The following is a 24,800-nucleotide window of genomic DNA, read 5'->3' as shown; positions in this document are numbered from 1 at the left end:
GGGCTGAGAGGATCGCGATCGTGGCATTCACGCTGTCCCTCAACACCAATCCGCTGGTCAACCGCTTTGCCGAGCCTGACGACCTGGTTGATACCATCGCCTACGACATCGGCATCAGGGACATTCAGCTCACGCATGAATTCGTCAATCCGGGCTGGCCGGCGGCGACGATCGTGAAATTCGTCCGCCTGTTCCGCGGCGCCTTGAACCGCACCGGCGTGCGTGTGACATCGGGCATGACCGGTCCCTACGGCCGGCTCAACCATTTCGGCCATCCAGACGCCGACGTGCGCCGCTACTATGTCGACTGGTTCAAGACCTTTGCCGACATCTCGGCCGAGCTTGGCGCCGGCGGCATGGGTACCCAATTCGCGATCTTCACCCATCGCGATTATGATGATCCCGCGCGCCGCGCGCGCCTGTTCGACATTGCGCTGGAATGCTGGCGCGAGGTCGCCGAACACGCCCGTGCGGCCGGGCTTAACTACCTGTTCTGGGAGCCGATGTCGGTCGGCCGCGAGTTCGGCCACACGATCGAGAATTGCCGGCTGCTGCAGGATGCGATCGACGCGGCCGGCATGGCCATTCCGCTGGAGATGATGGTCGACATCGACCATGGCGACGTCACCTCCAGCAACCCGGCCGATATCGATCCCTATGCCTGGGCCGAGGCTTTCCCCAGGAAGTCGCCGATCATCCACATCAAGCAATCGTCGATGAACAAGGGCGGCCACTGGCCGTTCACCGCGGCTCACAACAGGAACGGCCGCATCACGCCTGAAAAGCTGATCGAGACTGTGCGGCGCGGCGGCGGCACCGACAACGAGATCTGCCTCGAACTGTCGTTCCGCGAACGCGAACCGGTCGACCACCAGGTGGTCGCCATGATCCGCGAATCGGTCGACTACTGGGCGCCGTTCATCGACACGGGCAGGCCTGATCTGTTGCCGAAAAACGGGTAGAAATCGGGGCGGGAGCCGGTGCCGCTCGCGCCTGTTGACGGTCCAACTGATTGGCCCTGCGAAGCAACCAGATATTCCAGACATATTAGATAATGCGAGTATTGCGGCAGCCTGCGCTGCTGATTGCTATAAAAGTACAACGCGAAAGATACTTTTGTTTAACTTCGCCGTGCATACTGCGAATTGGTCCGATTTGTCTGTCCGGCTTCCCTCGCTAACCAGAGAATCCGCATGTCGGTTACACGTCGCACGCTGCTCACGGCCGGAGGCGTCGGCTTGCTGGCCGCGCAAGCTCGGGCGGCGAACACTCCAGGACAGCAGGCGGAGATCGCTCCCGTCGTCGGCGGCAATGCGCTGCGCATTGCAATGCCGGCCTTTGCCTCCGATCCATTCTTCCCGGCCGACGGATCGGGGGACAGCGGCATAGACATGGAACTGGCCCGCGGCATCGCTGCGGAGCTCGGCGTCGAGCCGGTGTTCGACCGATCCGCCGCAACGTTCGACGGCATGGTGAAACAGCTGACTTCCGGCCAGGCGGACATAGCCATCGGCAAGCTCAGCCGAACCCTTCGCCGTGGCCGGTCGATCCTCTATTCCCGGCCCTATGCCATGCTGCACCAAGGCCTCATCGCCAATCGCCTCAACCTGGCGCGCATCGCGCAAGGCAAGCCACCCGAGCAGATCATCCGCGATTTCTCGGGCGATCTCGGCGTGATCGAGGGCTCGTCATTCGCAACCTATGCCGCGACGACCTTCCCGCATGCACAAGTTCATCGTTTCGCAGGCTGGGATATGGTGGTCGATGCGATCCGCGACGGGACGATCGACATGGCGTATCGCGACGATTTCGAGATCAAGAAGCTGATGGTCGACGATCCGTCGATGACGGTCGCCGCGCGCTCGATCACGCTGACCGACAAGGTAGACACGATCGCAATCGGCGTGCGACCGGACAATCCGCATCTCGCGGCCTTTATCGACCTTTACCTCGATCTCGCGCGCGGCCAGCAGGTTCTCAACACTGACGAGATCATCGCGCGCTACCGGCTGGGGAGCAAAGCCTGACGATGGCCATCTCGGAAGCAGCCGGACCTTTGGCTTTCGATTGGCGCCTGGCGGCAAGGCGCGTATTGCGCTCGCCCGCGACGACGATCGCGATGATCGGGGCGGGCATCCTTTGCGGCCTCTACTATCCAGCATTTGCCCATGCGATCAGCCCTGTCGCGCAGCTCTACCTGAACTTCCTCAAGATGGTCGTCCTGCCCTACCTGGTCTCGTCGGTCATCTTCTCGATCATGTCGATGGTTCAGGATCCGAACTCGGTCCGTTACCTGGGCCGCGTGGGTATGGCGGTGCTGGTCGTGTCGTTCCTGAGCGTATTGGTGAGTGGCACCTACTCGCTTGTCCTTCAGCCGGGCCAGATCGAGAATCCGCAATCGCGCATCGAGCTTGGCGAGTTCATCAATTCGCAGGGCAGCGTATCCACCGATCTCGCATTCCCCTACCAACCGCCACCTGACGAGGGGGCCGACAGCGGGCACTCGATACTGCTCGATCTTGTGCCGAACAACGTGTTCAGCGCGCTGGCCTCCGGTCAAACCATCCAGGTCCTGCTGTTCTGCCTACTCTTCGGGCTCGCGATGGGCAAGATTCCCCAGCCTTCGTCGATGAGCCTGTCTCAGGCGCTGAACGCGGTTTACCGGGCCTGCACGGTCCTTACCAACTGGTTCATCTGGGGATTGCCGTTTGCAACCTTCATCCTGATCGCGGATCAGACCGCGTCGACCGGAACCAAGCCGCTCACGCTGATGGGCGGTTATCTGCTGGTGATGGGTCTTTCCTGCCTCACATTCATCGCCGGCGCATTTGCCGTCATCGCCATCCGCTCTCGGCGAAGCTACTGGGTCACGATCAAGACGTGTCAACCCCTTCTCATGGTCGCCATCACCACCCGCTCTACCGTCGCCTCGCTTCCGTGGGTCATCAACTTGCTGAGCGAGCGTCTGCGGTTCAGCCTGGTGGTCGTCGAACTGCTCGTGCCTTTGCAGGCGGCATTGCTGCGCACTGGCCCGGCGCTGCTTTACACGTCGGGTGTTCTTTTCATCGCTCAGCTCTACGGCCGCCCCCTGGCAATCCCCGACCTCCTGCTCGTCGGCATCACCTCGGCGCTTCTCGCGCTCACGACCGGCGGCATGGGCAGTCTGGTCATCCTGTCCCAGATGTCGATCGTCTGTGGCTATCTGAAGATCCCCTTCGAGGCGGCGTTCGCCCTGTTCGTCGCGGTCGACGCGGCCGTCGACACGTTCATGACGCTGTCCAGCGTCTGCACCGTAGCGGCGAGCACCGCAATGATCGCGCCCAGCCATAGGGAGACGACGCAGTCTGTCGGAGCGGCTTCGGAACAGCTCGAAGCCGAGCCCGTCCGATGATCGATCACTGCATCGGCCTCCAGCTCGGCGTCATCGGCGGCCTCGGGCCGTTGGCATCGGCTGACTTCTACTTCAAGCTGACCCGAATGACCCAGGCGTTCCGGGACAATGAGCATGTGCCCGCCGTCATCCTCAGCGTGCCACAGTTGCCTGACAGGACCGAGGCGATCCTTGCCGGCCATGACGGTCCGCTGCCGTCTTTGAAAGCCGCGGTCTCGACGCTCAATGCGCTCGGCGTTGCCTGTATCGCAATGCCGTGCAACACCGCCCATCATTGGTATGAGCAACTGGCCGCAAGCTCGCAGGCGCGGATCATCCATATCGCCGACGCGGTCGTAGCTGAAACCCATCGTAGCCTGGGCCGAGGCAAGGTTACGATCCTCGCCACGCAGGGCACGCTGGTCTCCGGCTTCTATCGGGACAAGATGTTGGCGGCGGGATTTGAGCTCTGCTTCCCCGCCGGTACGGAATTCCAGGGTCGCGTCGACAGAGCGATCGGCCTCGTCAAGCGTGGTTCGATCGCGGAGGCGGCGAGCGAAACCGAGCGTGCGCTTGAAATCGTGCGATCGGCCGGCGCCGACACGGCCGTTCTCGGCTGCACCGAACTGTCGGTGGTGGCCGCCAGCCTCAACCCTACGAACGGATTGATCGTCATCGACAGCAATGCGGCCCTGGCGCGAGCCTGTTTGACACGGTTGGGCTTCGCCGCGCAGGACGTTCCGCGACCTCCGCCGGTGTTCTCATCCCGTAAAGAGTTGGCCCGTAAAGAGCTGGAGCGGTTCGGCGGTTCTATCCAACACTGAACCGCTCCGGGAACTGCTCGTTCAGCCGAATTTCGGATCAAGGCTGCCCGCTTTGTAGCGCTTGGCCATTTCCGAGACCGGCAGCGGCTTGATTTTCGGCGCGTTGCCTGCGGTGCCGAACTGCTCGAAGCGCTCCTTGCACAGCTTCCTCATCGCCGCCATCGCCGGCGTCAGATATTTGCGCGGGTCGAATTCGGAGGGGTTTTCCGTCAGCACCTTGCGGATCGCGCCGGTCAGCGCCATGCGATTGTCGGTGTCGATGTTGATCTTGCGCACGCCGTGCTTGATGCCGCGCTGGATCTCTTCCACCGGCACGCCCCAGGTCGGCTTCATCTGGCCGCCATATTTGTTGATGATCTCCTGCAATTCCACCGGCACGGAGGACGAGCCGTGCATGACCAGGTGCATGTTGGGCAGGCGGCGGTGGATCTCCTCGATGACGTTCATCGCCAGCACCGCGCCGTCCGGCTTGCGCGAGAATTTATAGGCGCCGTGGCTGGTGCCCATGGCAACCGCCAGCGCGTCGACATGGGTGTCGCGCACGAACTGTTCGGCCTGCACCGGATCGGTCAAAAGCTGGTCGTGGCTGATCGCGCCTTCGACGCCGTGGCCGTCCTCCTGCTCGCCGCCGCCGCTCTCCAGCGAGCCCAGCACGCCGATCTCGCCTTCGACCGACACGCCGCCCCAATGCGCCATATCGACGACACGCTTGGTGATGCCCGAATTATAGGCGTAGTCGGCCGGCGACTTGCCGTCTTCCTTGAGCGAGCCGTCCATCATCACCGAGGTGAAGCCATGCTGGATCGCGGTGACGCAGGTGGCCTCGTTGTTGCCGTGGTCGAGATGCATGCAGACCGGGATGTCGGGATGGATCTCGACCAGCGCATCGATCAGCTTGGCCAGCACCACGTCATTGGCATAGGCACGCGCACCGCGGCTTGCCTGCAGGATGACCGGCGACTTGGTCTCCTCCGCCGCCTCCATGATGGCGAGGCCCTGTTCCATGTTGTTCATGTTGAAGGCCGGCACGCCGTAGCCGTATTCGGCGGCGTGATCGAGCAATTGTCTCAGTGTGATGCGAGCCAACGAATAGTCTCCCGTATCTGGTTTCGAACCTGTGGTTGCGGGCTGTCCGCGCACCGTCCAGCCCACCGATGCTTCTGGCCGGATTTCCGCGCAACCGCAACCGTCAGACGCCGTCCCGGCAGCAATTCTTGTTACAGGGCCGTGATGAAGCCATAGAAATATCCCAGAAAAATATCTCATTATAACAAAAATCGTGATAGTTTCAGGAAGAACTATGTTATCTTATCGAAGAGCCAGCGTCGGTTGGCGGACATCGGCAGCAATGAAGAGCGATAACAGGCGTCAAGGCATCATGGACCATCTGATGGACGTCGGCGCGGCGAGCGTCGACGATCTTGCCTCACGCTTTGGCGTCTCCAGGATGACGGTGCATCGTGATCTCGACGACCTTGAGGAGAGCGGTTTCCTGCGCAAGGTGCGTGGCGGCGCTTCGATCCAGCCGAGCGGTCTCTTCGAAAGCGATTTTCGTTACCGGCAGAAGCAGGCGACAGGGGAAAAGCAGCGTCTTGCGGCGGCCGCCGTGGCGATGATCGAACCCGGCCAGACTGTCATCATCGACGACGGCTCGACGGCTGGCGGCATCGCGCGGCACCTCGCCGATTTCAGGCCGCTGACGGTGATCTCCAACAATCTGGCCGTCATCCAGGATCTGGCCGGCGCCGGGGGCATCGACCTCATTGCGCTCGGCGGCCAGTACAGCAAGAAGTTCCACGGCTTCTTCGGCCTGCTCGCCGAGGCTTCGCTGAGATCGCTGCGCGCCGATGTCGCCTTCCTGTCGTCATCGGCTATCCATGGCGCCTCCGCTTTCCACCAGGACCAGGAGGTGGTGCAGATCAAGAGGCTGATGATGGAAGCGGCGACGCGTAAATATCTGTTGGTCGATCACGGCAAATTCGGCCGCACGGCGCTACATTTCCTGACCGACCTCAAGGCCTTCGACGCCGTCTTCACCGGGCGCGAACCCGAGCCGGGAATTCGCGGCACGCTGGATGCCGCCGGCGTTTCGTTGACGGTCGTCGCCAACAAGGATTGAGGGTCAAGGAGCGCAGGCGTGGTTTATTGGGTCGGTACAAGCTGGAAGATGAACAAGACGCTCGCCGAGGCGCTGGATTTCGCCGGGGCATTGGCGGGCTTCGTGCCAGGCTTCGACGAGCGCATCCAGCCTTTCGTCATCCCGCCTTTCACGGCGGTGCGCGAGGTCAAGCAGGCGCTGTCGTCGACGCGGGTCAAGGTCGGTGCCCAGAACATGCACTGGGCCGATGCCGGGGCCTGGACCGGCGAGATCTCGCCGCTGATGCTGAGCGACTGCGGCCTAGATCTGGTCGAACTTGGCCACAGCGAACGGCGCGAGCATTTCGGCGAGACCGATCGCACCGTCGGCCTGAAGACGGCGGCCGCCGTCAAGCACGGATTGATACCGCTGATCTGCGTCGGCGAGACGCTGGCGGAGCGCGAAAGCGGCAAGGCCGATGCGGTGTTGACCAGCCAGGTCGAGAGTGCGCTGCGGTTCCTCGGAGGCGAGGCGAAGGCGGCAAAAATTCTATTTGCCTATGAGCCGGTCTGGGCGATCGGCGACAAGGGTATTCCGGCCAGCTCCGCCTATGCCGACAAACAGCAGGCGCTGATCAAGAAAGTGGCCGGCGGCCTGCTGCCGTCCATCCCGCCGGTGCTCTATGGCGGCAGCGTCAATCCCGGCAATGCGGCCGAGCTGATCGGCCAGCCCAGCATCGATGGCCTTTTTATCGGCCGCTCGGCCTGGCAGGCGGAGGGCTACATCGACATCCTCAGGCGCGCCTCGGCGGCGATCTGAACAAACGAAATCTCATTCAAGAAAGGACACGACCATGAAAATAGCCATTGGAGCCGACAGCGCCGGCAAGCCGCTGCTCGATGTCATCGCCGCGCATCTCGCGACAAAGTCCGGCCTCACCGTCAGCGACCTCAGCCAGGCCGGCTTTTATGCCGACCTGTCGCAAAAGCTCGCTCAGACGATCGTCGACGGCGAGAACGACCGCGGCATCCTGTTCTGCGGCACCGGCATCGGTGTTTCGATCTCGGCCAACAAGGTGCCGGGCATCCGCGCCGCACTCACCCACGACACCTATTCAGCCGAGCGCGCCGCCAAATCCAACAACGCGCAGATCATCACCATGGGCGCCCGGGTCATCGGCCCGGAACTCGCCAAGGCGATCGTCGATACCTGGTTGGCCTCGGAGTTCGACGAGAAGGGACCGTCGGCCGGCAATGTCCAGGCGATCAACAAGCTCGATGAAGCGAAGCAGGCCTAAGCCAGGCTTTCACGCAACGCCTCGATGACGGTTACGGCCGAGGCGGCGCCGGGGTCGATATGGCCGAGCGAGCGTTCGCCGAGCCGCGACGAGCGGCCCTTGGCGGCGATCATGTCCTTAGTCGCCTCCGCCCCCCGCCGTGCCGCGCCCACTGCCGCGTCGAGACTTTCGGCAAGGCCTTTTCCCGCTGCATTGCTGGCGCCGGCCGCTTCCGCCGCCGGCAACCAGGCGTCGATCATCGTCTTCTCGCCGATCTCGGCCTTGCCGCGATCGCGGATGCCTTGCGCCATCGCCTGGAACAGCGCGACGACATCCGCATCGGTCAGCGTGGTCTTGCCCTTGACGGCGGCGGCGGCGCGCATGAAGGCGGTGGCATAGAGCGGGCCAGACGAAGCACCGACGGCGTTGAGGAACGATTTCGCCGCCATATTGAGAAGCGCGGTCGGCTCGGTCGCCGCCAGGTCGAGTGGCGCCAGCGCGTCGCGCACGGCGTTGAATCCGAGCGCCATGGCGATGCCGTGATCGGCGTCGCCGATGACGCCGTCGAGCTGGCAGAGCCGGTCCTTGTCGGCTTCGATCGCCACCGCGATCGCATCGAACATTCTCTTCAGGTCAACGCTATCGATGCTCACGGATCGCTCCTCAGCCGGCGCGGAACATGGCGCAGTCGCATGGATGGTCGAGCATCGTCTGCAACTCGCCATCGAGATGGAACAGCGTCACCGAGGCGCCGGCCATTTCGAGCGACGTGCAATAACTGCCGACCCAGGTCGCATGGATGGAAACGCCGATGTCGTCGAGACGCTGCTTGACCCGCCGGTTCATGATGTAGAGTTCCATCAACGGTGTCGATCCCAGCGAATTTACCAGTACCGCGACCTTGTCGCCGCGTTGCGGCGCCATCTCGGCAAGGATCTTGTCCAGCATCTCGTCGGTGATCTCGTCGGCGGTCCCGAGCTTGCCGCGCGCGATGCCCGGCTCGCCATGGATGCCCATGCCGATCTCCATCTCGTCGGCCCCGATCTCGAAATTCGGCCGCCGGGTCTGCGGCAGCGAGCAGGGCGACAGCGCCACGCCCATGGTGAAGGTATGGTCGTTGGCCTTGCGCGCGATGCGCTCGCATTCGTCGAAGGAGAGCATGCGGTCACAGGCCGCGCCGGCTGCCTTGAAGACGAAGAAATTGCCGGCGACGCCGCGGCGCTTCTGCCGCTGGTCGCGCGGTGCCGAGGCGACATCGTCGGTGGTCAGCACCGTGCGCACCTCGATGTCGTCCATGGCGGCCATTTCGGCCGCCATGTCGAAATTCATCACGTCGCCGGCATAGTTGCCGTATGTGAACAGGACGCCGGCGCCGCCGTTCGCCGCCTTGGCGCATTCAAGGATGGGATCGGGTGGCGGCGAGGCAAAGACATTGCCGATCGCCGCCGCATCCGCCAAGCCCTTGCCGACAAAACCAAGAAAGGTCGGCTCATGGCCCGAGCCGCCGCCGACGACGAGCCCGACCTTGCCGGGACGCGGCCCGTTGCGGGCGATGATCGAGCGCGGGCTGCCGTCCGCGCTCCTGAGATGACGGGGATGCGCGGCCAGAATTCCCTCTAGCATCTCGTCGACGGTACGATCGCCGTCATTGATGATCTTCTTGGTCTGCACCGGCATCCTCCCGAACTCGGCATTTTCCTGAGATACTACAGGCTGTTACCGGGATTTCCACCCCGCTCTCGGCTGTTTCAGGCGGCGATGTGCTTTCGCGCCGCCAGGATCTGGACGCATGCGCCGGCCGCTTCCTTGCCCTTCACCTGGAAGTGCTCGAGAAAGAAGCGGTGGTGCTCGGCGCTGTCGTGATAATTGTGCGGCGTCAGTACCGCCGAAAGCACGGGCACGCCGGTTGCCAACTGCACGTTCATCATGCCGTCGATAACGGCGCCGGCGACGAACTCATGCCGATAGATGCCGCCATTGACGACGAAGGCAGCGCCGAGGATCGCGGCGTAGCGACCCGTCTCCGCCAAAGTCTTGGCGTGCAGCGGGATCTCGTAGGCGCCGGGCACGTCGAAGATTTCGACGGCAAAGCGGCCGTTGCCGAGTGCTGCAAGTTCCGCCTCGAAGGCAGCGACACACTGGTCGACGATATCCGCGTGCCAGCGCGCCCTGACAACGGCAACGCGGGTCGTTTCATAGTCTTTGTGGGAATGCTGATTCATGGGTCCATCCTTCCGTTTCGAACCAGAATCAGGACGCACGATACGAAAACCGGCCGCCGGGGGCGGTCCGTCTTCCGTTTCGTTCTCTTCCATCCGGACTGTAACCGTCGGCTCCGGAATTGCACCGGATCTGCTGACCCTTCCGGTTTTGCCGGAAAGCGCTCGCGGGCTTGGGCCGAAACCCTTTACCGCCGGTGGGGACTTTCACCCCGCCCTGAGAACATTGACGGCTTTGTATGGAAGGGCAGGGGCGCTGCTGTCAACCAGGCGAAGGCTGGTGGCCCATCACGTCCTGTGTGGCTGGCGCGGGCGCCATGCCGCGGCCGAGGCCGCGATCAGCATGAGCACCGCCGCCACCATCGCCGACACGGCAAAGCCGAAACCGGAATATAGCGGCCCGAAGCCGGTGGTGCCGACAAAGACCGCCAGATAGGTCACCGCGCTGTTCAGGCCCATAATCGTGCCGCGCCGCGACGGATCGAGCGCCGACAGGCGCATCACCAGCACGTTAAGACCGAAATGATTGGCCAGACCCCAAGCCGCCACCATGGCGAGCGTCAGGCCATAGTTGTTGCTTGTCGCGGCGATCGCGACATAGACGATGGCGACGAGAAGGTAGGCGAAGGGCATGACGCGGCGAGCCCCCAGGCGATCGATGATGCCGTCGAAGAGCGCCGCCGTGCCGAACCCGGCGCCATAGGCGAGTGCGGCCAGGCCGTTGGCGCTGACCGGCTGACCCAGCCCGCTGTGGAGATGGTCGCCAAGATAGCCGTAGACACCGTAGAAGGCAGTCATGAAGGCGCCGCAGGCGATCAGCAGCGGCACGATGCCGGGGGTGCCGAGCGCCTCGAGCGGCGCCGGCGCCGGGCCGGCCTTCCTGACATCCGGGAGTGACGATGCGGTGAGGCTGCCAAGCGCCATCGCCGCCAGCAGCGCCACGGCGGCGAAGACGGCCCGCCAATGCACGAGATCGGCAAGCACCGCCGACAGCGAAACGCCGGCCACCATGCTCAGTGTCCACCCTGTCAGCACGACGCCGATCGTTCCGCTTTCCCGTCCGGGCGGGGCGATCGCCGCGGAACTGGCATAGATTGCCGGCATGGCGACGCCGGCGGCGATGCCGGCGAGAAGCTGCGCGGCGACCAGTGCCGCCACCGTCGGCGCCGCGGCGCTCGCGACAAGCGCCAATGCCAGCAGCAGCAAGGCCGCCTGCAGCATCCGGCGCGCGCCGATCCGGTCGATGTAGCGCGCCAGGAACAAGGCGCTCGCCGAGGTGCCGAGGCCGAAAGCGGCCGCCGCCATCATCACGACAGGCACGCTGGTCGCGAACGACACCGCCACGGCAGGAGCAATCGGCCCCAGCACCAGGGAGTTCGAGCCGATCACGGCGATGCATCCGGTCAAGAGATAGGCCAGCGCCGGGATGGGCGGCCGGGCGTTCGCACCCAGGGTTGCTGCTTGATCACTGTTCGACATATCTTCATAATGGCCGTATTTTATTCGGCGACAATCGGGAATTTCCACTATGGACGAAGAAACAAATGGCATTCCGCAGAACAGGCCGGCACCCCGCGACGTCGACGCCATCGACAGAAAGATATTAGGCGTTCTCGTCGACGACGCCACGGTCAGCTATGCTGAACTCGGCGATCGTGTCGGCCTTTCGCCGCCCGCCGCGCATGAGCGCGTCAAGCGCCTTCGGCGCAGTGGCGCCATTCGCGGCACGGCTGCTATCATCGACCCCAAGGCGGTCAAGAAGCCGCTGCTGGCATTCGTGCATATAGACACCAAGGGCTGGGGCAAGACGCCGGAGCTGATGGCGGTTTCGCAATATCCGGAGGTCGAGGAGATCCACACGGTTGCCGGCGACACCTGTATGCTGCTGAAGGTGCGCACGGAGGACACGCGGGCGTTGGAAGGCCTGCTCGCTCGCCTCTACGAAACACCCGGCGTCACCTCGACACGTAGCTATGTCGTGCTGTCGACCTATCTCGAGCGGCCGGTGCAGCCCGGCGTCACGACGCAGTGGCCGGCGCCCAGGCACATGGCCGAGCCCCTGTACTAAGGCTTGATGCCGATAAGCGCGAAGCGGTTTTCGGACGACATCATGCTCTATCTCTTTGATTTGGAGGTGGACTGGTCATCTCCGCCGAAAACGGCGCAAGACAAACAATGATATGCTAATCTCCCGAACCTCCAGGCAGGCGGCGGGTGATGGCAATGCAGGACACGGACAAGCTGTTCGCTGGCTCCATACCGGAAAACTACGACCGCTATATGGTGCCGCTGATTTTCGAGCCGTTCGCTGCGGATCTGGCACGACGGGCAGCGTTTCTGTCGCCCGCCGCTGTTTTGGAGACGGCCGCCGGCACGGGGGTCGTCACGCGCGCATTGGCGCCAAAACTGTCTCCCGGCGCAAGCTATACCGTAACCGACCTCAACCAGCCGATGCTCGACCACGCCGCTTCGCGACAACCTCCCGACGGTCGCATCACATGGCGTCAGGCGGACGCCTTGGCCCTGCCGTTTGAAGATGCGGCCTTCGACCTCGTTTGCTGTCAGTTCGGCGCGATGTTTTTTCCCGACCGGCCATCTGCCTACCGCGAAGCCAGGCGAGTCCTGAAGCCGGGAGGACATTTCCTGTTCAGCGTATGGGATCGCATCGAGGAGAACGTCTTTGCCGACGATGTGACGAATGCTCTCGCGAGGATCTTCCCCGACGATCCGCCGCGCTTTCTGGCACGCACGCCGCATGGCTATCACGACAAGGCAGTGATCCGTCGCGAGCTGGAGGACGCTGGCTTTTCTCCCTGTGATCATCGAGACGAGAGCCGAACAAAGCCGTGCATCCTCGCCGCGCCTTCCCGCCGTCGCTTATTGCCAGGGAACTGTGCTTCGCACCGAAATCGAGGCCCGGGAGGCCGGGAAGCTGCAAGCCGCGACCGACTATGCCGCATCCGCGATTGCAGACAGACATGGCAGCGGCGCGGTGGCCGCCCAGATTCAGGCTCACGTCATCATGGCAACGGCTTAGAGCCATTCCAGCAAAAGTGCGCAGCGGTTTTGCGTCAGGAATTGCGTAGGAACAAACAGATAAAGCATTAGAGGCGATCCTGTTTCGCCGGAAATGCTCTAGCTAGCTTCCCAGCCGGATCGTCTCGAAATAGGCGTCGGTGCCGACCTGGCCGCCCTTGAGCGCGATTTCGAGGCCATCGATCGCGCCGCCGCCATGAGCGACACAGAGCGGTGATCCCGGCGATTCCGGCAACGGCATGCGCACGGTCAGCGCGTCGATGGCCAATTGTCCGAGCGCGTGGCTGGAAGTGTCGCCGCCGGCGATCACCGCGCGCTTGAGTTTCTTCTCGACGACCAGCCGGCGCAGAATGTCACCCAGCGCCCGGCCCAGCCTGTTGCGTGCCCCTTCGATATGGTCGATCTCCGCACTACGGTCGGCCTGTGGACCAAGAGCTGTGTAGAGGATGACGCTGCGCCCCGCAGCCAGGCTTGCCAATCCGCTCGCGACGGCGCGCTCGATTGCGTCGGCGGCGCCCTCCGTGACCAGTTGCATGGCATCCATCTCGACGCCGTCGAAACCGTGGGCAAGGGCGTGGCGGATCTGCTTTTCGGTGGTCGGCGACACGCTGCCCGAGACCACCGCGAGGCGGTCCACCGGTCCCGGCGGCGCGAACGATGCCTGTCCGGAGGCAATGCCTCTGCCGGCCCATTCGGCAAGCAAGGCATATTCGACGCCCGAGGATCCGACAACGAAGCCATGGCCCTGGTTATGGATACGCCAGATCTGCTCACCGACGCGTTTCTGTGTCTGGCGACTTTCGACATCGAACAGGACGATCGCCCTGTTTTGCACGGCCTGGTCGACCGTTTGCGCGAGATCGTCGGTCTGCAATGTCGCCAGGTCGACAAGGCCGGAGCTGAGACTGGTCTGGCGCGAGAGATGCACCAGCAGGTCTGCTTCGTTCATCGGCGTCACCGGATGCCTGCTCATCACCGGATGCCTGTCGATGCGGAAATACTCGCCGCGGAACGCCGCGAAAAGGTTGCCGAAGGCCGTGTAGCGCTTGAGCTGCGGCGCCCCGACGACCATCGGCACGCTGCTCTGGCCGAAGATGCGCCGGCCGATCTCGATGGCGCGGCCGATATTGCCGACCGTCGGACTGGAATCGAAGGTCGAACAGATCTTGTAATGGCAAACCGCAGCTTCGAGGCCTTTCAGCCATTCGAAGGCGGGCGCCAGATTCTCCTCCATCCATTGCGGCGTTTCGCTTCGGCTGGTGCCGGCCAGTCCGACGGCCCGGCAATCGGCAAATCGCGCCAGCAGGCGCTGGTCGGGCGGGCGCATGAACAGCACCGTCGGCACGCCGCCGAGTTCGAGCGCCTCCATGACGTCGGTCGAGCCGGTGAGGTCGTCGCCATAATAACTCAGGAGCAGGTTCTGCATGACTTCGCTCAGGCTGCCTTGCCGTCACTGAACTTCTCGATCGAGCGTGCCAACTCGGCATGGTCGCGCGCGAATTCGTCGAGAGCGATGCCCTCGACCGCGGCCTGCCATGCCTGCAGCACCGCGCGCACGCCCGCGCCGGGCCCGTCCGGATGGCTGACGATGCCGCCGCCGCAGAGATAGAGGAGATCGACCGTGCGGCCGGTGCGCTCATAGGTCTCCGGCGCCTGGCCGCCCCATTGGCCAGAGCAGGCCACGGGCAGCGCGCAATCGTCTGGTGAAAACAGCGGCGTGGTCACCGCTTCGAAGGAGCGGACGAAAGAATCGTCCGGCTCCCAGTATTTCGAGCCGATGCCGTTGATCTGGAACTGGTCGACGCCGAGCAGCCGCCAGAATTGCTGCCATACCTTGAAATCCATGCCGAGGCCGGGGTGGCGGGTGAGTATGTCCCAGCCATTGCGGTGCGCATGCAGCACCAGCCCGGAGCGCTTCCTGAGATAGGCCATGCCGCCGAGGCCGATGGAGTTGATGTTGACAACCGCGCAATTGCCGCCGGCTTCGAGCACCAGATCGTGGTTGCGCATCATCTCGTCAGGATCGGCATGCGAGATGCCGAAGGCGTACATCACCTTCTTGCCGGTCTTCTGCTCGTGGTCGAGGATCAGCGGCATGATCGCCTTCACCCGCTCGCCAAGCGGCGAATAGGCCGGGCTCATCAGCTTCTCGTCGTCCTTGATGAAATCGACTCCGGCTTCGATCAGTTCCCCCACCATCGCGGCCGTCTCGTGCGGCCTGAGGCCCAGCGCCGGTTTGACGATGGTGCCGATGATGGGACGGCCCTCGACCCCGGTCAGCTTGCGGCTGCCGGCAACGCCGAATTGCGGGCCGGGATGGGCGCCCCGGTATTGTTCCGGCAGCTTCATGTCGATGACCCGGATACCGGACAGGCCCCTGATCGAATAGGTGCCGCTGATGGCGATCGTCATCAGCGCCGACAGGTCGGTGCCGATGGCGTCGAACGGGAAGCCGATGTCGACATCGGCGCGTCGGAAGGGGCCGTTCCCGGATCCGGGAAGCGACGGCTGCTCGGCATCGGGCAGGGGCCTGATCGCCAGCACACGAGCCGCCACACGCGCTTTCAACTCCTCGGTCTCGCCGGGCAGCGCGACGAACGTGCCGGTCGACTGGTCGCTCGCGATCTTGGCCGCCAGCGCTTCGATGCCGCCAGCGGTTTCGATGCGATAGGTAAGCGTGATCATGGTTTGCCGGCCGCTCGAAAAGGGTTCGAAAAAAGTTTTGTCGCGCAGGAAATCTGGTATAATGAGTACCTAAGTATTGCAAGCAATATCCCGACTTCGGCAAGAGGGCCGGGCTTCGGCAATTCCGGGAAGATGAGCGGCGTTTTTCGTTCGGAATTGCCTGGAACAAAGAGCTGGCGCGGCTTGGCGATTGCGTGATCGCGGGAACGCTCCAGGCGCAGGCATTCCGGTAATCCTGCCTGGAATGCTAAACAGGAACCGGGCCAGGGAGTGATTCGTCACGATGAACCGTTCGGAGCCGATCGTCCGGCGCAAACTTTCCGACGAAGTCTTTGCAAGGCTGAAGCGGCTGATCACCAGCGGCGAGCTGCAGCCGGGCGACGACATGCCGTCCGAACGCGAATTGATGGAGCGCTTCGAGGTCGGCCGGCCGGCGATCCGCGAGGCCATGCAGGCGCTGAGCAATATGGGACTGGTCGCCATCTCGCATGGCGAGCGCGCCAAGGTGCTGCAACTCACCGCCAAATCGATCATCAGGCAGGTCGACGGCGCGGCCAAGATCATCCTGTCTTCATCCAGGGACACGCTGGAGCACCTGAAGACGGCGCGCATCTTCTTCGAGCGCGGCATGGTCAGGGAAGCCGCGGAAAAGGCGACCGCCGAGGATGTGCAGCGGCTCAGGGCAACGGTGGCCGAGCAGCGCGCCGCGCGCGGTGATTCCGAAGCCTTCATCTCCGCGGACATGAAGTTCCACACCCAGATATCGGCGATATCGGGCAATCCGATCTATGTTGCCGTCAGCGAAGCCACACTCGGCTGGCTGAAGGAATACCACACCGAGATGCTGATCTGGACCGGTAAGGAACAATACACGCTGACCGAGCATGAGGAGATCATCGACCGCATTGAGCACAGGGATGCCGATGGCGCCGAAAAGGCGATGATCAAGCATCTCGAACGCTCCCGTGCGCTCTATGTGATGAATTCCGATAAGTAAGGCTGTTTGCCTATCCAATTCGCGCAATGGCGTAGGGCGACATCGTAAGATGGCCCTTGCTCAGCGCCGAAACATCAACCGTGAGATCGTTCGCCGTCAGGTTCGCCAGCCAGACGATGATGTCGCCCGAGGCGGCGCGTCCGGCCAGCGCCGCAACACGCGTCTCGTCGCTTGTTTTCGCGGCAACATGCGCGAGCCCGGCCAATTCGCAAAGCCCCTGGATGGCCTGGAAAATCGGCCGTGGTGATCCCTCGGCGACGGGCTCCCCGGATGCGGCCAGCACGCCGAACGGCCCGGTGACGCTGGACAGCGTCAGCATCTCCAGCCCGGCCGGCGCGACCCGCGCGGCATAGCCGATGGTCCAGGCGGCGGCAAACTGCGCGGCATGGCGGGGATCACGGTTCGCCATGGCGATGCGTTGGCCGGCGAAATTGTCCTTGGTCGCGCCGCCATAGGGGTTCTGCCGCATGGCAATGGTGGACGGGCCGATCCGGTAAGGCTTGTCGCCGAAGATCGCCCGGGTGGAACGGGTGATGAAGGGCAGCGCTTCCAGCGACTGCATGACGCTGAGATCGTCGGCGGCGTGAACGATCGGGCAGGTGCAGTGCGTGACGAAGTCGAGTTGGTCGGCGGGCACGCGCTTGCGGTTGAGCTCGGTGAAATAGCTGAACATGCCGCCGCCGAGGCGAATGCTGGGAAAGGCGCGCCGCGCCGCGGCATAGATATCTTCCAGCGGCGGACATGCCGGCCAGGCGCTGCCCGGCGGCGTCGACTGGCGGTCAACGGAAGGCGAGACGGCAACCGCATCGAGCCGCAGGCCGGCCCGGCGCACCATGGCGGCGACATCGGAGAGTTCGGCATCGACGTCGCCGGTGCAGGCCGCCACGCATTCCAGCGTGGTCGAAGCGGGATAGGCCGCGGAGAGCCGGGCATGGGCGAGCAGCGCGTCCAGGCCGTGGCCGCGCGTCGGATCGAAATGGAAGAGGAGTTGCTGCGGGCCGAGCCTTGCCAGCATCGGCAGTTCGGCCAGCGTTGCCTCAACATCCTCGGGATAGACGATCACGCCGACGTCAGGCAGCCTCGGCCCGGTCTCGCCGAGCTCGATGCGGACCGGTTCGGCACTCGCCGTCGCGGCGGGCATCCTGGTGTCGCCGATGAGGCGCAGGCTCACCGTCTGGCGCATCGGCTGGCCGGTCGGCAGCACATAGGGCCACGGCAAAGCCAGCGGCCGCACATAGGTCTTGTAGGAGGCGTCCGACCAGTTGCGCTGATCCTCCATCTCGAAAATATCGCCTTCCATCCGGCATTCGGCCCTGAGGCCGGGACGCACTCCATGGGTGATGGCACGCAGATCCTTGAAGGGCTGCCACGGGTCGATCAGATCAGGCAGCTCCGTCTCCACCACGCTGCCATCGGTGTGCTCCACCGTCACCGGGCTGCCGGCGAGGCCGGCGATCGGATGCAGGATGCAGAAGCCGCAGCGGTTGGTCTCGAAGTCGCTCTCGGGCAGTGCGGTCACATCGAAGACCAACCTGCCGTCGGCGGAGCCTTCGATCGTCGCGTGGAAGCGAAGGCTGCTGTCGTCCGGGCCGGTGCAATTCGCCTCATAGCTTACCGAGAAACGGTCGTCCTTCTGGTCGATGTTCAGGGCCGTGAGCGCCGGCTCATAAGTGCCCCAGTCGCGGTCGCGTACGATATAGGCGATGGCGCGCAGCACTTCGGTGCCGCCATGGCGGATGGTGCGCAAATTGCCATTGACCAGCTCCGCGCTCAGCGCGCCCGCACACAGCAGGATCGGTGCCGCTTCGGCCGCCCGTGTGTCGTAAAGATCGAACGCGTCGGCTGTCATTTGAGCAAGGCTTCGATCTGCACCGGTTCGCGGCTCGCAGCACCCGCATAGGCGGCTTCGACAAGGGCGAAGGTTTTGAGATTGTCGGCGCCCGAGGTGGCCGGCTCCTTGCCTGATGCAAGGCAGTCGACCCAGTGCCGCTGGATCGCCAGCACGCTTTCCTGGATGTTGTGCCATGGCCGCGAGGCCCAGGGCAGAAGCGGCGGCGAGACATCGCTCATTCTGGTTCCGCTCTTGCCGGTGACGGTCAGCCGGTAGCCCTGCGCCAGCCGGATCGTGCCGTCGGCGCCGTCGAGCTCGATGAGTGTTTCCGGGAACGGCTCGGTGGCGAGCTTGGTCGCATAGCTGCAGTCGACAACCGACGTGGCACCGCCGGCATGATCCATGAGCATCGTCGCCACATCCTCACCGGCGATCGCGGGGTTTATACGTGTGGTCCGCGCAGTCAGGCTCGTGACGTCGCCGAGCAGGAAGCGGGCGATGTCAAGGATATGGATGCCGAGATCCTCGATGATGAAGCGCTTTCCCGTTGCCAGATAGGGCTGGCCCGAAAACACGTCATAGCCGGAGCGGAAGGAGATGCGTCCGAAGAAGGGCGTGCCGATCTCACCGCTGTCGAGCGCGGCGCGCACCGCCTGGATCGGCGACTGCCAGCGGAAATTCTCATGCACCATCAGCGGCACGCCGGCTTTGGCGCAGGCCGCGACCATCGCCTTGGCATCGCCAAGCGTCGGCGCGAACGGCTTCTGACAGATGACGGGAACGCCATGCGCGGCCGCCATCTCGACCAGCGGCCGATGGCTGCCGACAGTGGTGGCGATGTCGACGAAATCGAGCGTCTCGGCGGCGAAAAGTTCCGCCGCATCGGTGTAGCGCCGCGTCACGCCGAACTGGTCGCCGACGATCCGCAGCCGCTCCGGATCGCGGTCGCAAATGGCGACGATCGAGGCGCCCTCGATATCGCGCCAGGCATGCATCTGGTTGACGGCGAAGAAGCCGCAGCCGATCAGCGCTCCACGCAACTCCGTCATGATCAGCCCGCCTTTGCCATCTGCATCAGGGTGACGCGCTGCTGGAGCCGGCGCTGCGCCTGGTCGACGACGACGGCGACGATGATGACGAGGCCCTTGATCACCATCTGCCAGAACGAGCTCACGCCCATCATCACCAACCCGTCCGAAAGGATGCCGATGACGAAGGCGCCGACGATGGTGCCGCCGATCGTGCCGCGGCCACCCGACATCGATGTGCCGCCAAGCACTGCCGCGGCGATGGCGTTGAGCTCAAAGCTCTCGCCCGTTGCCGGATGCGAGGCCATCAGCTCCGACGAGATGATCAGCCCGACGATCGCCGCGCAGAAGCCGGAGAACATGTAGACGAACATCTTGACCATATTGACGCGCACGCCCGAGATGCGCGCCGCACGCTCATTGCCGCCGACGGCGAAGATGTGGCGGCCGAGCGGGGTGTAGCGGGCGAGATAGGCCGCCCCAAGCGCCACCACGATCAGGATCCAGATCGAGACCGGCAGGCCGAGCAGCCGGCCGGCGCCCAGGAAGCCGAAACCGGTGGTGCCCAGTTCCGGTTTGCCGACGAGATTGGGGAAAGTGCGGCCGTCGGAGGAAAGCAGCGCGAAGCCGCGCGCCACATAGAGCACGCCGAGCGTGGCGATGAAGGGCGCGACATTGAGCCTGGTGATCAGCAGCCCGTTGACGGCGCCGATCAGCATGCCGACCGCGAGCGTGATCAGGGCGACCTCGACGACGTTGAAATAGATGGTGTAGCCGATCTGCAGGTCGATGCCGTTGAGCACGAGATAGCCGGCCACCATGCCGCACAGGCCGACGATCGAGCCGACCGAAAGGTCGATGCCGCCGGTGATGATGACGAAGGTCATGCCCATGGCGAGGAAGGCGTTGAGCGCCACGTGCTTGGCCATCAGGATCAGATTGGCGGCCGACAGGAAGTTCGGCGCCGCGATCGAGAAGAACACCAGCACGGCGATCAGGGCGATGAAGGTTCTGAGCTTCATCAGCGTCAGCAGCGCCGAGCCGCTGGAGGCGGAGGAAGCGGCCGCCTTGGCCGGAATGTCAGTCATCAGCGTTGCTCCCCATGTGCCGCCGGTCCGTGGCCCAGCGCCGACGCCGCGACGATCGCCGCCTCCGTCGCTTCGGCGCGGTCGAACATGCCGGTCAATCTGCCATTGCTCATCACCGCGATGCGGTCGGACAGCGCCATCACCTCATCGAGGTCGGAAGTGGCGAACAGGATGCCCAGCCCGTCGCGCGAAAGCTTGCGCATGGTGCGGAAGACATCGGCCTTGGCGCCGACATCGATGCCGCGGCTGGGCTCGTCCATCAGAAGCACTTTCGGCCCGGTGAGCAGCGCCTTGCCGATCACCACCTTCTGCTGGTTGCCGCCCGACAGCGACGAGACTTCCTGCGCCGGGTCGGCGACCTTGATTGCGAGTTCCCGCACCATCTGCATCACGGCCTGCCGCTCGGCGCCGCCTCGGATATGGAAAAGGCGCACGAAGCGCGACAGGCTGGCCATCGTCAAATTGCTGGCAACCGAGAGGATCGACACCAGGCCCTCGCGCTGGCGGTCCTCGGGGATCAAGGCCAGCCCGCGCTGGATGCGGCGCGTCGTGTCGCGCTCCTTCACCTGCTTTCCGGCGATGAAGATCTTGCCGCTGGCATGACCGTGACGGCCCATGATGCAGTCGAACAGCTCGCTGCGCCCCGCACCCATCAGCCCGTATATGCCGAGAATCTCGCCGGCGCGCAGCGACAGCGAGACGTGGTCGACCGCCAGCCCGCCGGTGACACGCGGCAGGCAGATCTCCTCGGCGCGAAAGATTTCCGCGCCCGGCACGTGGCCGTCGGCCTTGGCGAAGTCCTTTGCGTCCGAGCCGATCATCTGCCGCACGATCCACTGCGTATCGACGTTTTTCATCTCCTCCTGGCCGGTGATGCGGCCGTCGCGCAGCACGGTGATGTAGTCGCCGATGCGGATCAGTTCCTCCAGCCGGTGCGAGATGTAGACGATGGCGACGCCGCGCGCCTTGAGGTCGGCGATCACCTTGAACAGGATCTCGACTTCGGCGGCGCTCAGCGCCGAGGTCGGCTCGTCCATGATGAGGATCTTGGCGTCGAGCGAAACCGCCTTGGCGATCTCGACCAGTTGCTGCTGGCCGATGCGCAGATCCTCGACCAGCATGTCGGGCCGGATGCCGGCTTCCAGCCGTTCCAGGAATTCGCCGGCCCGCCGCTCCTGCTCCTTGCGGTCGATCTTGCGGAAGCGGTTGGTGATCTCGCGCGTGGCGAAGATGTTCTCGGCGACCGACAGATTGCCGAACAGGTTCAGCTCCTGGAACACCATGCCGATGCCACGGTCGACCGCATCTCCCGACGACGAGAACGAGACCTCTTCGCCTTCGAGCAGGATGCGCCCTACTGTCGGCTGCTCGACGCCGGCGATGATCTTCATCAGCGTCGACTTGCCGGCGCCGTTTTCGCCGACCAGCACGTTGACCGCGCCCTTGCGCACCTCGAAATTCGCCTGCTTGACCGCGACCGTGCCGGCATAGACTTTCGAGACATCCTCCAGCTTGAGGATGACGTCATGGCCATTCGTCTGGCTCATGGCTTCGGCCCGATCTCGGCCTCCGCCGGCGTCACCAGCGGCAGGTCCTGGCCGCCTTCGATCGTATAGGCGCCGAGCACCTTGGCGGTGCGGCCTTCCAGCGCCTCGCGCGGCAGCTTGGAGAGCACCGTCTTGCCGGCATGGGCGTTGAAAGCCTTGCCGAACTGGGCGAAGTCGATCTGATTGGTGAAATCGTTGAACTGGACGAAGTCTAGGCTGTCGCGCAGCGCCGTGCCGCGCATCGCCGGCCCGATCTGGACGCGCGCATCCGCCTTGCCGTCACCGTCGACATCGACATCGATGGTGGCCGCGCGCGACTGCGTGTTGGCGGCAACGATCTTGCCCTCGATGCGCACAGCGAAGGTCCATGGCGAATTCGCCTGCTTCTTCGGATTGCCGTATTTGGCGCCGGCCGCGGCCGGATCGTTCTTCGCCAGCGCATGGACCTCGGCGAATGGTCCCGCCTTCTGCCTGAGGTAGGGGATGACTTTCGCCGCCCAGATGTCCTCGACCATCTTGTCAGGGTTGAAGGCGGAAGCATTGCCGTCGCCTTGCGCCGATGGCGTCGGCAGGATCTTGCAGGCGCTGAGCGCGATGCCGGCGGTCAGGGCAAGGATCGGCCAACTCGGCTTTTTCTGCATGGCGGTCGAGGCATCCTGGTGAAAAGGAGCGAGGGACGAACCTCGGTTCGCCCCTCGCTGTTCGCGTTGCGCCGGCTCAGTTCTTCAGCGCGAAGGTTTCCAGTTTGGCGGCATTGTCGCCATTGATGAGCACGCAGTCCATCAACTGCTTTTCCTTCTCGGGCGACTTCTTGTTCTTGATGAAGTCGTTGGCCTGTTCGACCGCCATCTGCGCCTGGGCATAGGCAGGCTGCAGCACCGTCGCCTTGATGCCGCCCGAGGTGATGGAATCGCGCACGTCGTTCGATCCGTCGAAGCCGACGACGATGACGTCCTTGCGGCCGGCCGCGGCAAGCGCCGCATAGGCGCCCATCGCCATGGTGTCGTTGCCGGAGATGACGCCCTTGATGTCGGGATTGGCCTGCAGGATCGATTCCATCTTGGAATAGGCTTCGGTCTGGCTCCAGTTGGCCGACTGCTGCGCGACCATCTTCAGGTCCGGATAGTCGTCGATGACGTCGTGATAGCCCTTGGAACGGATGCCGGCATTGGTGTCGGATTCCTTGCCGACCAGTTCGACGAAATTGCCCTTCTCGCCCATCAGCTTGACGAATTCCTGCGCGCCGAGCTGGGCCCCCTGATAGTTGTTGGAGACGATTTGCGCCACCGCGACGCCGGTGGCGTTGATCTCGCGGTCGATGAGGAAGGAGGGGACGCCGGCGTCCTTGGCCTTCTGTACGGCGGCGACGGTGGCGTCGGCGCCGGCATTGTCGAGGATGATCGCCTTGGCGCCGCGGCCGATCGCGGTGTCGATCAGCTCGGACTGCTTGTTGGCGTCGTCGTCATGGACCAGCACCAGCGCCTCGTAGCCCAGTTCCTTGGCCTTGGCTTCGGCGCCGACGGCTTCCGCCTTGAAGAACGGATTGTCGTGCGATGGGGTGATGATGGCGATGAGATCCGCCGCGTAGGCGGGCATCGCCGTGCCGAGTGCCAGCACGCCGGCGAAAGCGGCAAGCGTCATTCTGCGTGTCAGTTTCATGAAGTCCTCCCGTTGAAACCCATGCCTCGATCGTTCGAGGCCGCTGTCTGCAATTGAACTCGTCAGGCAGTGCCGGCAGCGCGCCGCCCGGATTTCATAGCCGATCGCCGGCTGTCATCCGGACTGCTCCCCGCTCCGCTCCCGCCGTCCTCCACTCGCGTCAACTTCAAAACTTCCAGGGAAGCATGACCGATGCGAGTCCAGGAACAGCTAAAGCCAACTGGTATGATGAGTCAACCACTAATTCAGGTGATCTGTATCCAAGCGGCCAGCCGACTCGGGCCTTCTCAGGTAATCCGCTGGATGCTGGCTGCGATCTCTTCCGGTTCGAAGACCCGCTTCCAGTCGTCGCGCATCAGCACCGGCTTGCCGAATTCGATGGCCTTGTTGCAGGCGTCGGAGAAGACGCCCTTGGTTTCGCCAAAGATCACGGCGCCGAGCACATTCATGTGGCCGAGCAGGAAATCGAGGGCCGCCTGCTGGTCGACGCCGCGCGCCACGACCTCGTCGACCGCTTCCTTCATGACCACCAGCAGCGAGGCGCATACGGTCTCCGAAAGGCCGGGCTCGAGCAGCGCCATCTGCTCGACGGAAACGCGGTGCGAGCGCATCACCGGCGCCCAGATGATCTTGGCGATGGCCTCGCCCTTGGCGTAGTCCGCTTCCGGTCCCTGCATCAGTGCGCTGACCATATGCTGCTTGGCCTTGACGCCGCCGAAATAATCCTTCTTGGCCGCCATGTCGGTTTCGTCGTTGAAGATCGGCGGATGGCAGGGGTGGGTGACGAAGTAGGTCAGGTCGGGACGATCGGGCAAATGGCCGGCAAAAGGCGCCGCGGCATCGAGAACGATCACCATCGTGCCCGGCGCAAGCTTGCTTTCGATGCTTGCCGCGACCTTGCCGATATGGGTGTCCGGAACCGCCAGGATCACCACCTCGGCGCCTTCCAGCGCCTCGTCGGCACTGACCGTATCGAAGCCCAGCCCGGTCTTCAGCCGCTCGCGCCCGGCCTCGCTGACCTCCACATGGCGGATCGTATAGGGCGAGCCGCGGAAGTTGGTCGAAAGGCGGTAGCCCATTTTGCCGCCGGCACCGAACAGCGCGATCGTTGTCATCTAGCCTTGCTCCTAAATAATGAACGATGGTCTCGCCAATCGTCACCT

At 63.9% G+C, this 24,800-nt stretch carries 23 protein-coding genes, 1 pseudogene and 1 riboswitch; of the genes and pseudogenes, 10 read left to right on the top strand and 14 right to left on the bottom strand.

The features are described 5' to 3' along the window. The first annotated feature begins 20 nt into the window (after nt 1–20). The 4 genes from FJ964_RS15560 to FJ964_RS15545 all read left to right on the top strand — a co-directional run bounded on the left by FJ964_RS15560 (nt 21) and on the right by FJ964_RS15545 (nt 4,194). Nucleotides 21–962 carry a TIM barrel protein gene (locus FJ964_RS15560; RefSeq protein ID WP_140551184.1) on the top strand — a complete coding sequence of 314 codons (942 nt, stop codon included), beginning with the start codon at nt 21–23 and terminating at the stop codon, nt 960–962. Between the two features lie 231 nt (nt 963–1,193). After that, nucleotides 1,194–2,027 carry a transporter substrate-binding domain-containing protein gene (locus tag FJ964_RS15555; protein WP_181172484.1) on the top strand — a complete coding sequence of 278 codons (834 nt, stop codon included), beginning with the start codon at nt 1,194–1,196 and terminating at the stop codon, nt 2,025–2,027. A 2-nt stretch (nt 2,028–2,029) separates the two neighbouring features. After that, complete coding sequence (locus tag FJ964_RS15550) at nt 2,030–3,391, top strand: cation:dicarboxylase symporter family transporter (RefSeq protein WP_140551183.1); 1,362 nt, start codon at nt 2,030–2,032, stop codon at nt 3,389–3,391. Further along, on the top strand, nt 3,388–4,194 hold the full coding sequence (locus FJ964_RS15545; protein WP_140551182.1) for an amino acid racemase: 807 nt from the start codon (nt 3,388–3,390) through the stop codon (nt 4,192–4,194). The genes FJ964_RS15550 and FJ964_RS15545 overlap by 4 nt, the downstream gene beginning before the upstream one ends. A gap of 21 nt (nt 4,195–4,215) precedes the next feature. Here the strand turns inward: FJ964_RS15545 and fba are convergent, their stop codons facing one another. Beyond that, nucleotides 4,216–5,280: a class II fructose-bisphosphate aldolase gene (gene fba, locus FJ964_RS15540; protein ID WP_140551181.1), complete on the bottom strand. Its 1,065-nt coding sequence runs from the start codon at nt 5,278–5,280 to the stop codon at nt 4,216–4,218. Nucleotides 5,281–5,542: 262 nt separating this feature from the next. Here fba and FJ964_RS15535 point away from each other — a divergent pair, with 262 nt between their 5' ends. From FJ964_RS15535 to FJ964_RS15525, 3 genes are read left to right on the top strand one after another with little or no spacing between them, the layout of a single operon-like run. Continuing rightward, nucleotides 5,543–6,313 carry a DeoR/GlpR family DNA-binding transcription regulator gene (locus FJ964_RS15535; RefSeq protein ID WP_140551180.1) on the top strand — a complete coding sequence of 257 codons (771 nt, stop codon included), beginning with the start codon at nt 5,543–5,545 and terminating at the stop codon, nt 6,311–6,313. Between the two features lie 18 nt (nt 6,314–6,331). After that, nucleotides 6,332–7,090, top strand: a complete 759-nt coding sequence (locus FJ964_RS15530) for a triose-phosphate isomerase (protein WP_140551179.1) — start codon at nt 6,332–6,334, stop codon at nt 7,088–7,090. A gap of 34 nt (nt 7,091–7,124) precedes the next feature. Beyond that, complete coding sequence (locus tag FJ964_RS15525; protein ID WP_140551178.1) at nt 7,125–7,568, top strand: RpiB/LacA/LacB family sugar-phosphate isomerase; 444 nt, start codon at nt 7,125–7,127, stop codon at nt 7,566–7,568. On the opposite strand, the gene dhaL is transcribed toward FJ964_RS15525, so the two are convergent. From dhaL to FJ964_RS15505, 4 genes are all read right to left on the bottom strand, one after another. Further along, nucleotides 7,565–8,200: a dihydroxyacetone kinase subunit DhaL gene (gene dhaL, locus FJ964_RS15520; RefSeq protein ID WP_224713286.1), complete on the bottom strand. Its 636-nt coding sequence runs from the start codon at nt 8,198–8,200 to the stop codon at nt 7,565–7,567. The two genes, FJ964_RS15525 and dhaL, sit on opposite strands and share 4 nt — an antisense overlap. A 10-nt stretch (nt 8,201–8,210) precedes the next feature. Beyond that, a complete protein-coding gene (locus FJ964_RS15515) occupies nt 8,211–9,218 on the bottom strand; it encodes a dihydroxyacetone kinase subunit DhaK (protein ID WP_140551176.1) in 1,008 nt (335 codons plus the stop codon). A 77-nt stretch (nt 9,219–9,295) separates the two neighbouring features. Then, a complete protein-coding gene (locus FJ964_RS15510; protein WP_140551175.1) occupies nt 9,296–9,769 on the bottom strand; it encodes a 6,7-dimethyl-8-ribityllumazine synthase in 474 nt (157 codons plus the stop codon). Between the two features lie 77 nt (nt 9,770–9,846). After that, nucleotides 9,847–9,995: riboswitch (FMN riboswitch) on the bottom strand. 59 nt (nt 9,996–10,054) lie between these two features. After that, a complete protein-coding gene (locus FJ964_RS15505) occupies nt 10,055–11,245 on the bottom strand; it encodes an MFS transporter (protein WP_140551174.1) in 1,191 nt (396 codons plus the stop codon). A gap of 49 nt (nt 11,246–11,294) precedes the next feature. On the opposite strand from FJ964_RS15505, the gene FJ964_RS15500 reads away from it, so the two are divergent. After that, a complete protein-coding gene (locus FJ964_RS15500; RefSeq protein WP_140551173.1) occupies nt 11,295–11,834 on the top strand; it encodes an Lrp/AsnC family transcriptional regulator in 540 nt (179 codons plus the stop codon). Between the two features lie 155 nt (nt 11,835–11,989). After that, nucleotides 11,990–12,803: pseudogene (locus tag FJ964_RS15495) on the top strand (methyltransferase domain-containing protein). 102 nt (nt 12,804–12,905) lie between these two features. Here the strand turns inward: FJ964_RS15495 and FJ964_RS15490 are convergent. Continuing rightward, nucleotides 12,906–14,228 carry a four-carbon acid sugar kinase family protein gene (locus tag FJ964_RS15490; RefSeq protein WP_140551172.1) on the bottom strand — a complete coding sequence of 441 codons (1,323 nt, stop codon included), beginning with the start codon at nt 14,226–14,228 and terminating at the stop codon, nt 12,906–12,908. 8 nt (nt 14,229–14,236) lie between these two features. Continuing rightward, nucleotides 14,237–15,487 (bottom strand): 3-oxo-isoapionate-4-phosphate decarboxylase OiaX, encoded by a 1,251-nt coding sequence (gene oiaX, locus FJ964_RS15485; protein ID WP_140551171.1) that lies wholly within the window; start codon nt 15,485–15,487, stop codon nt 14,237–14,239. A gap of 283 nt (nt 15,488–15,770) precedes the next feature. On the opposite strand from oiaX, the gene FJ964_RS15480 reads away from it, so the two are divergent. Then, complete coding sequence (locus tag FJ964_RS15480) at nt 15,771–16,484, top strand: transcriptional regulator NanR (protein ID WP_140551170.1); 714 nt, start codon at nt 15,771–15,773, stop codon at nt 16,482–16,484. Nucleotides 16,485–16,494: 10 nt separating this feature from the next. Here FJ964_RS15480 and FJ964_RS15475 read toward each other — a convergent pair whose 3' ends face one another. From FJ964_RS15475 to FJ964_RS15445, 7 genes are all read right to left on the bottom strand, one after another. Next, complete coding sequence (locus FJ964_RS15475; RefSeq protein WP_140551169.1) at nt 16,495–18,333, bottom strand: hypothetical protein; 1,839 nt, start codon at nt 18,331–18,333, stop codon at nt 16,495–16,497. Beyond that, nucleotides 18,330–19,364: a Gfo/Idh/MocA family oxidoreductase gene (locus FJ964_RS15470; RefSeq protein WP_140551168.1), complete on the bottom strand. Its 1,035-nt coding sequence runs from the start codon at nt 19,362–19,364 to the stop codon at nt 18,330–18,332. Before FJ964_RS15470 ends, FJ964_RS15475 begins: the two co-directional genes overlap by 4 nt. A 2-nt stretch (nt 19,365–19,366) precedes the next feature. Then, complete coding sequence (locus FJ964_RS15465) at nt 19,367–20,431, bottom strand: ABC transporter permease (RefSeq protein ID WP_140551167.1); 1,065 nt, start codon at nt 20,429–20,431, stop codon at nt 19,367–19,369. Next, a complete protein-coding gene (locus FJ964_RS15460) occupies nt 20,431–21,978 on the bottom strand; it encodes a sugar ABC transporter ATP-binding protein (protein WP_140551166.1) in 1,548 nt (515 codons plus the stop codon). Before FJ964_RS15460 ends, FJ964_RS15465 begins: the two co-directional genes overlap by 1 nt. Continuing rightward, nucleotides 21,975–22,619: a DUF2291 family protein gene (locus FJ964_RS15455; RefSeq protein ID WP_140551165.1), complete on the bottom strand. Its 645-nt coding sequence runs from the start codon at nt 22,617–22,619 to the stop codon at nt 21,975–21,977. The genes FJ964_RS15460 and FJ964_RS15455 overlap by 4 nt, the downstream gene beginning before the upstream one ends. Before the next feature lie 76 nt (nt 22,620–22,695). Continuing rightward, a complete protein-coding gene (locus FJ964_RS15450; RefSeq protein WP_140497809.1) occupies nt 22,696–23,637 on the bottom strand; it encodes a D-ribose ABC transporter substrate-binding protein in 942 nt (313 codons plus the stop codon). Between the two features lie 287 nt (nt 23,638–23,924). After that, on the bottom strand, nt 23,925–24,752 hold the full coding sequence (locus FJ964_RS15445; protein ID WP_140551164.1) for a phosphogluconate dehydrogenase C-terminal domain-containing protein: 828 nt from the start codon (nt 24,750–24,752) through the stop codon (nt 23,925–23,927). Between the last annotated feature and the right edge of the window lie 48 nt (nt 24,753–24,800).

This window comes from Mesorhizobium sp. B2-3-2 (genome assembly GCF_006442295.1).
In the GTDB taxonomy this organism is placed as follows: Bacteria; Pseudomonadota; Alphaproteobacteria; order Rhizobiales; family Rhizobiaceae; genus Mesorhizobium.
This window is presented reverse-complemented; position numbering and strand designations above follow the sequence as displayed.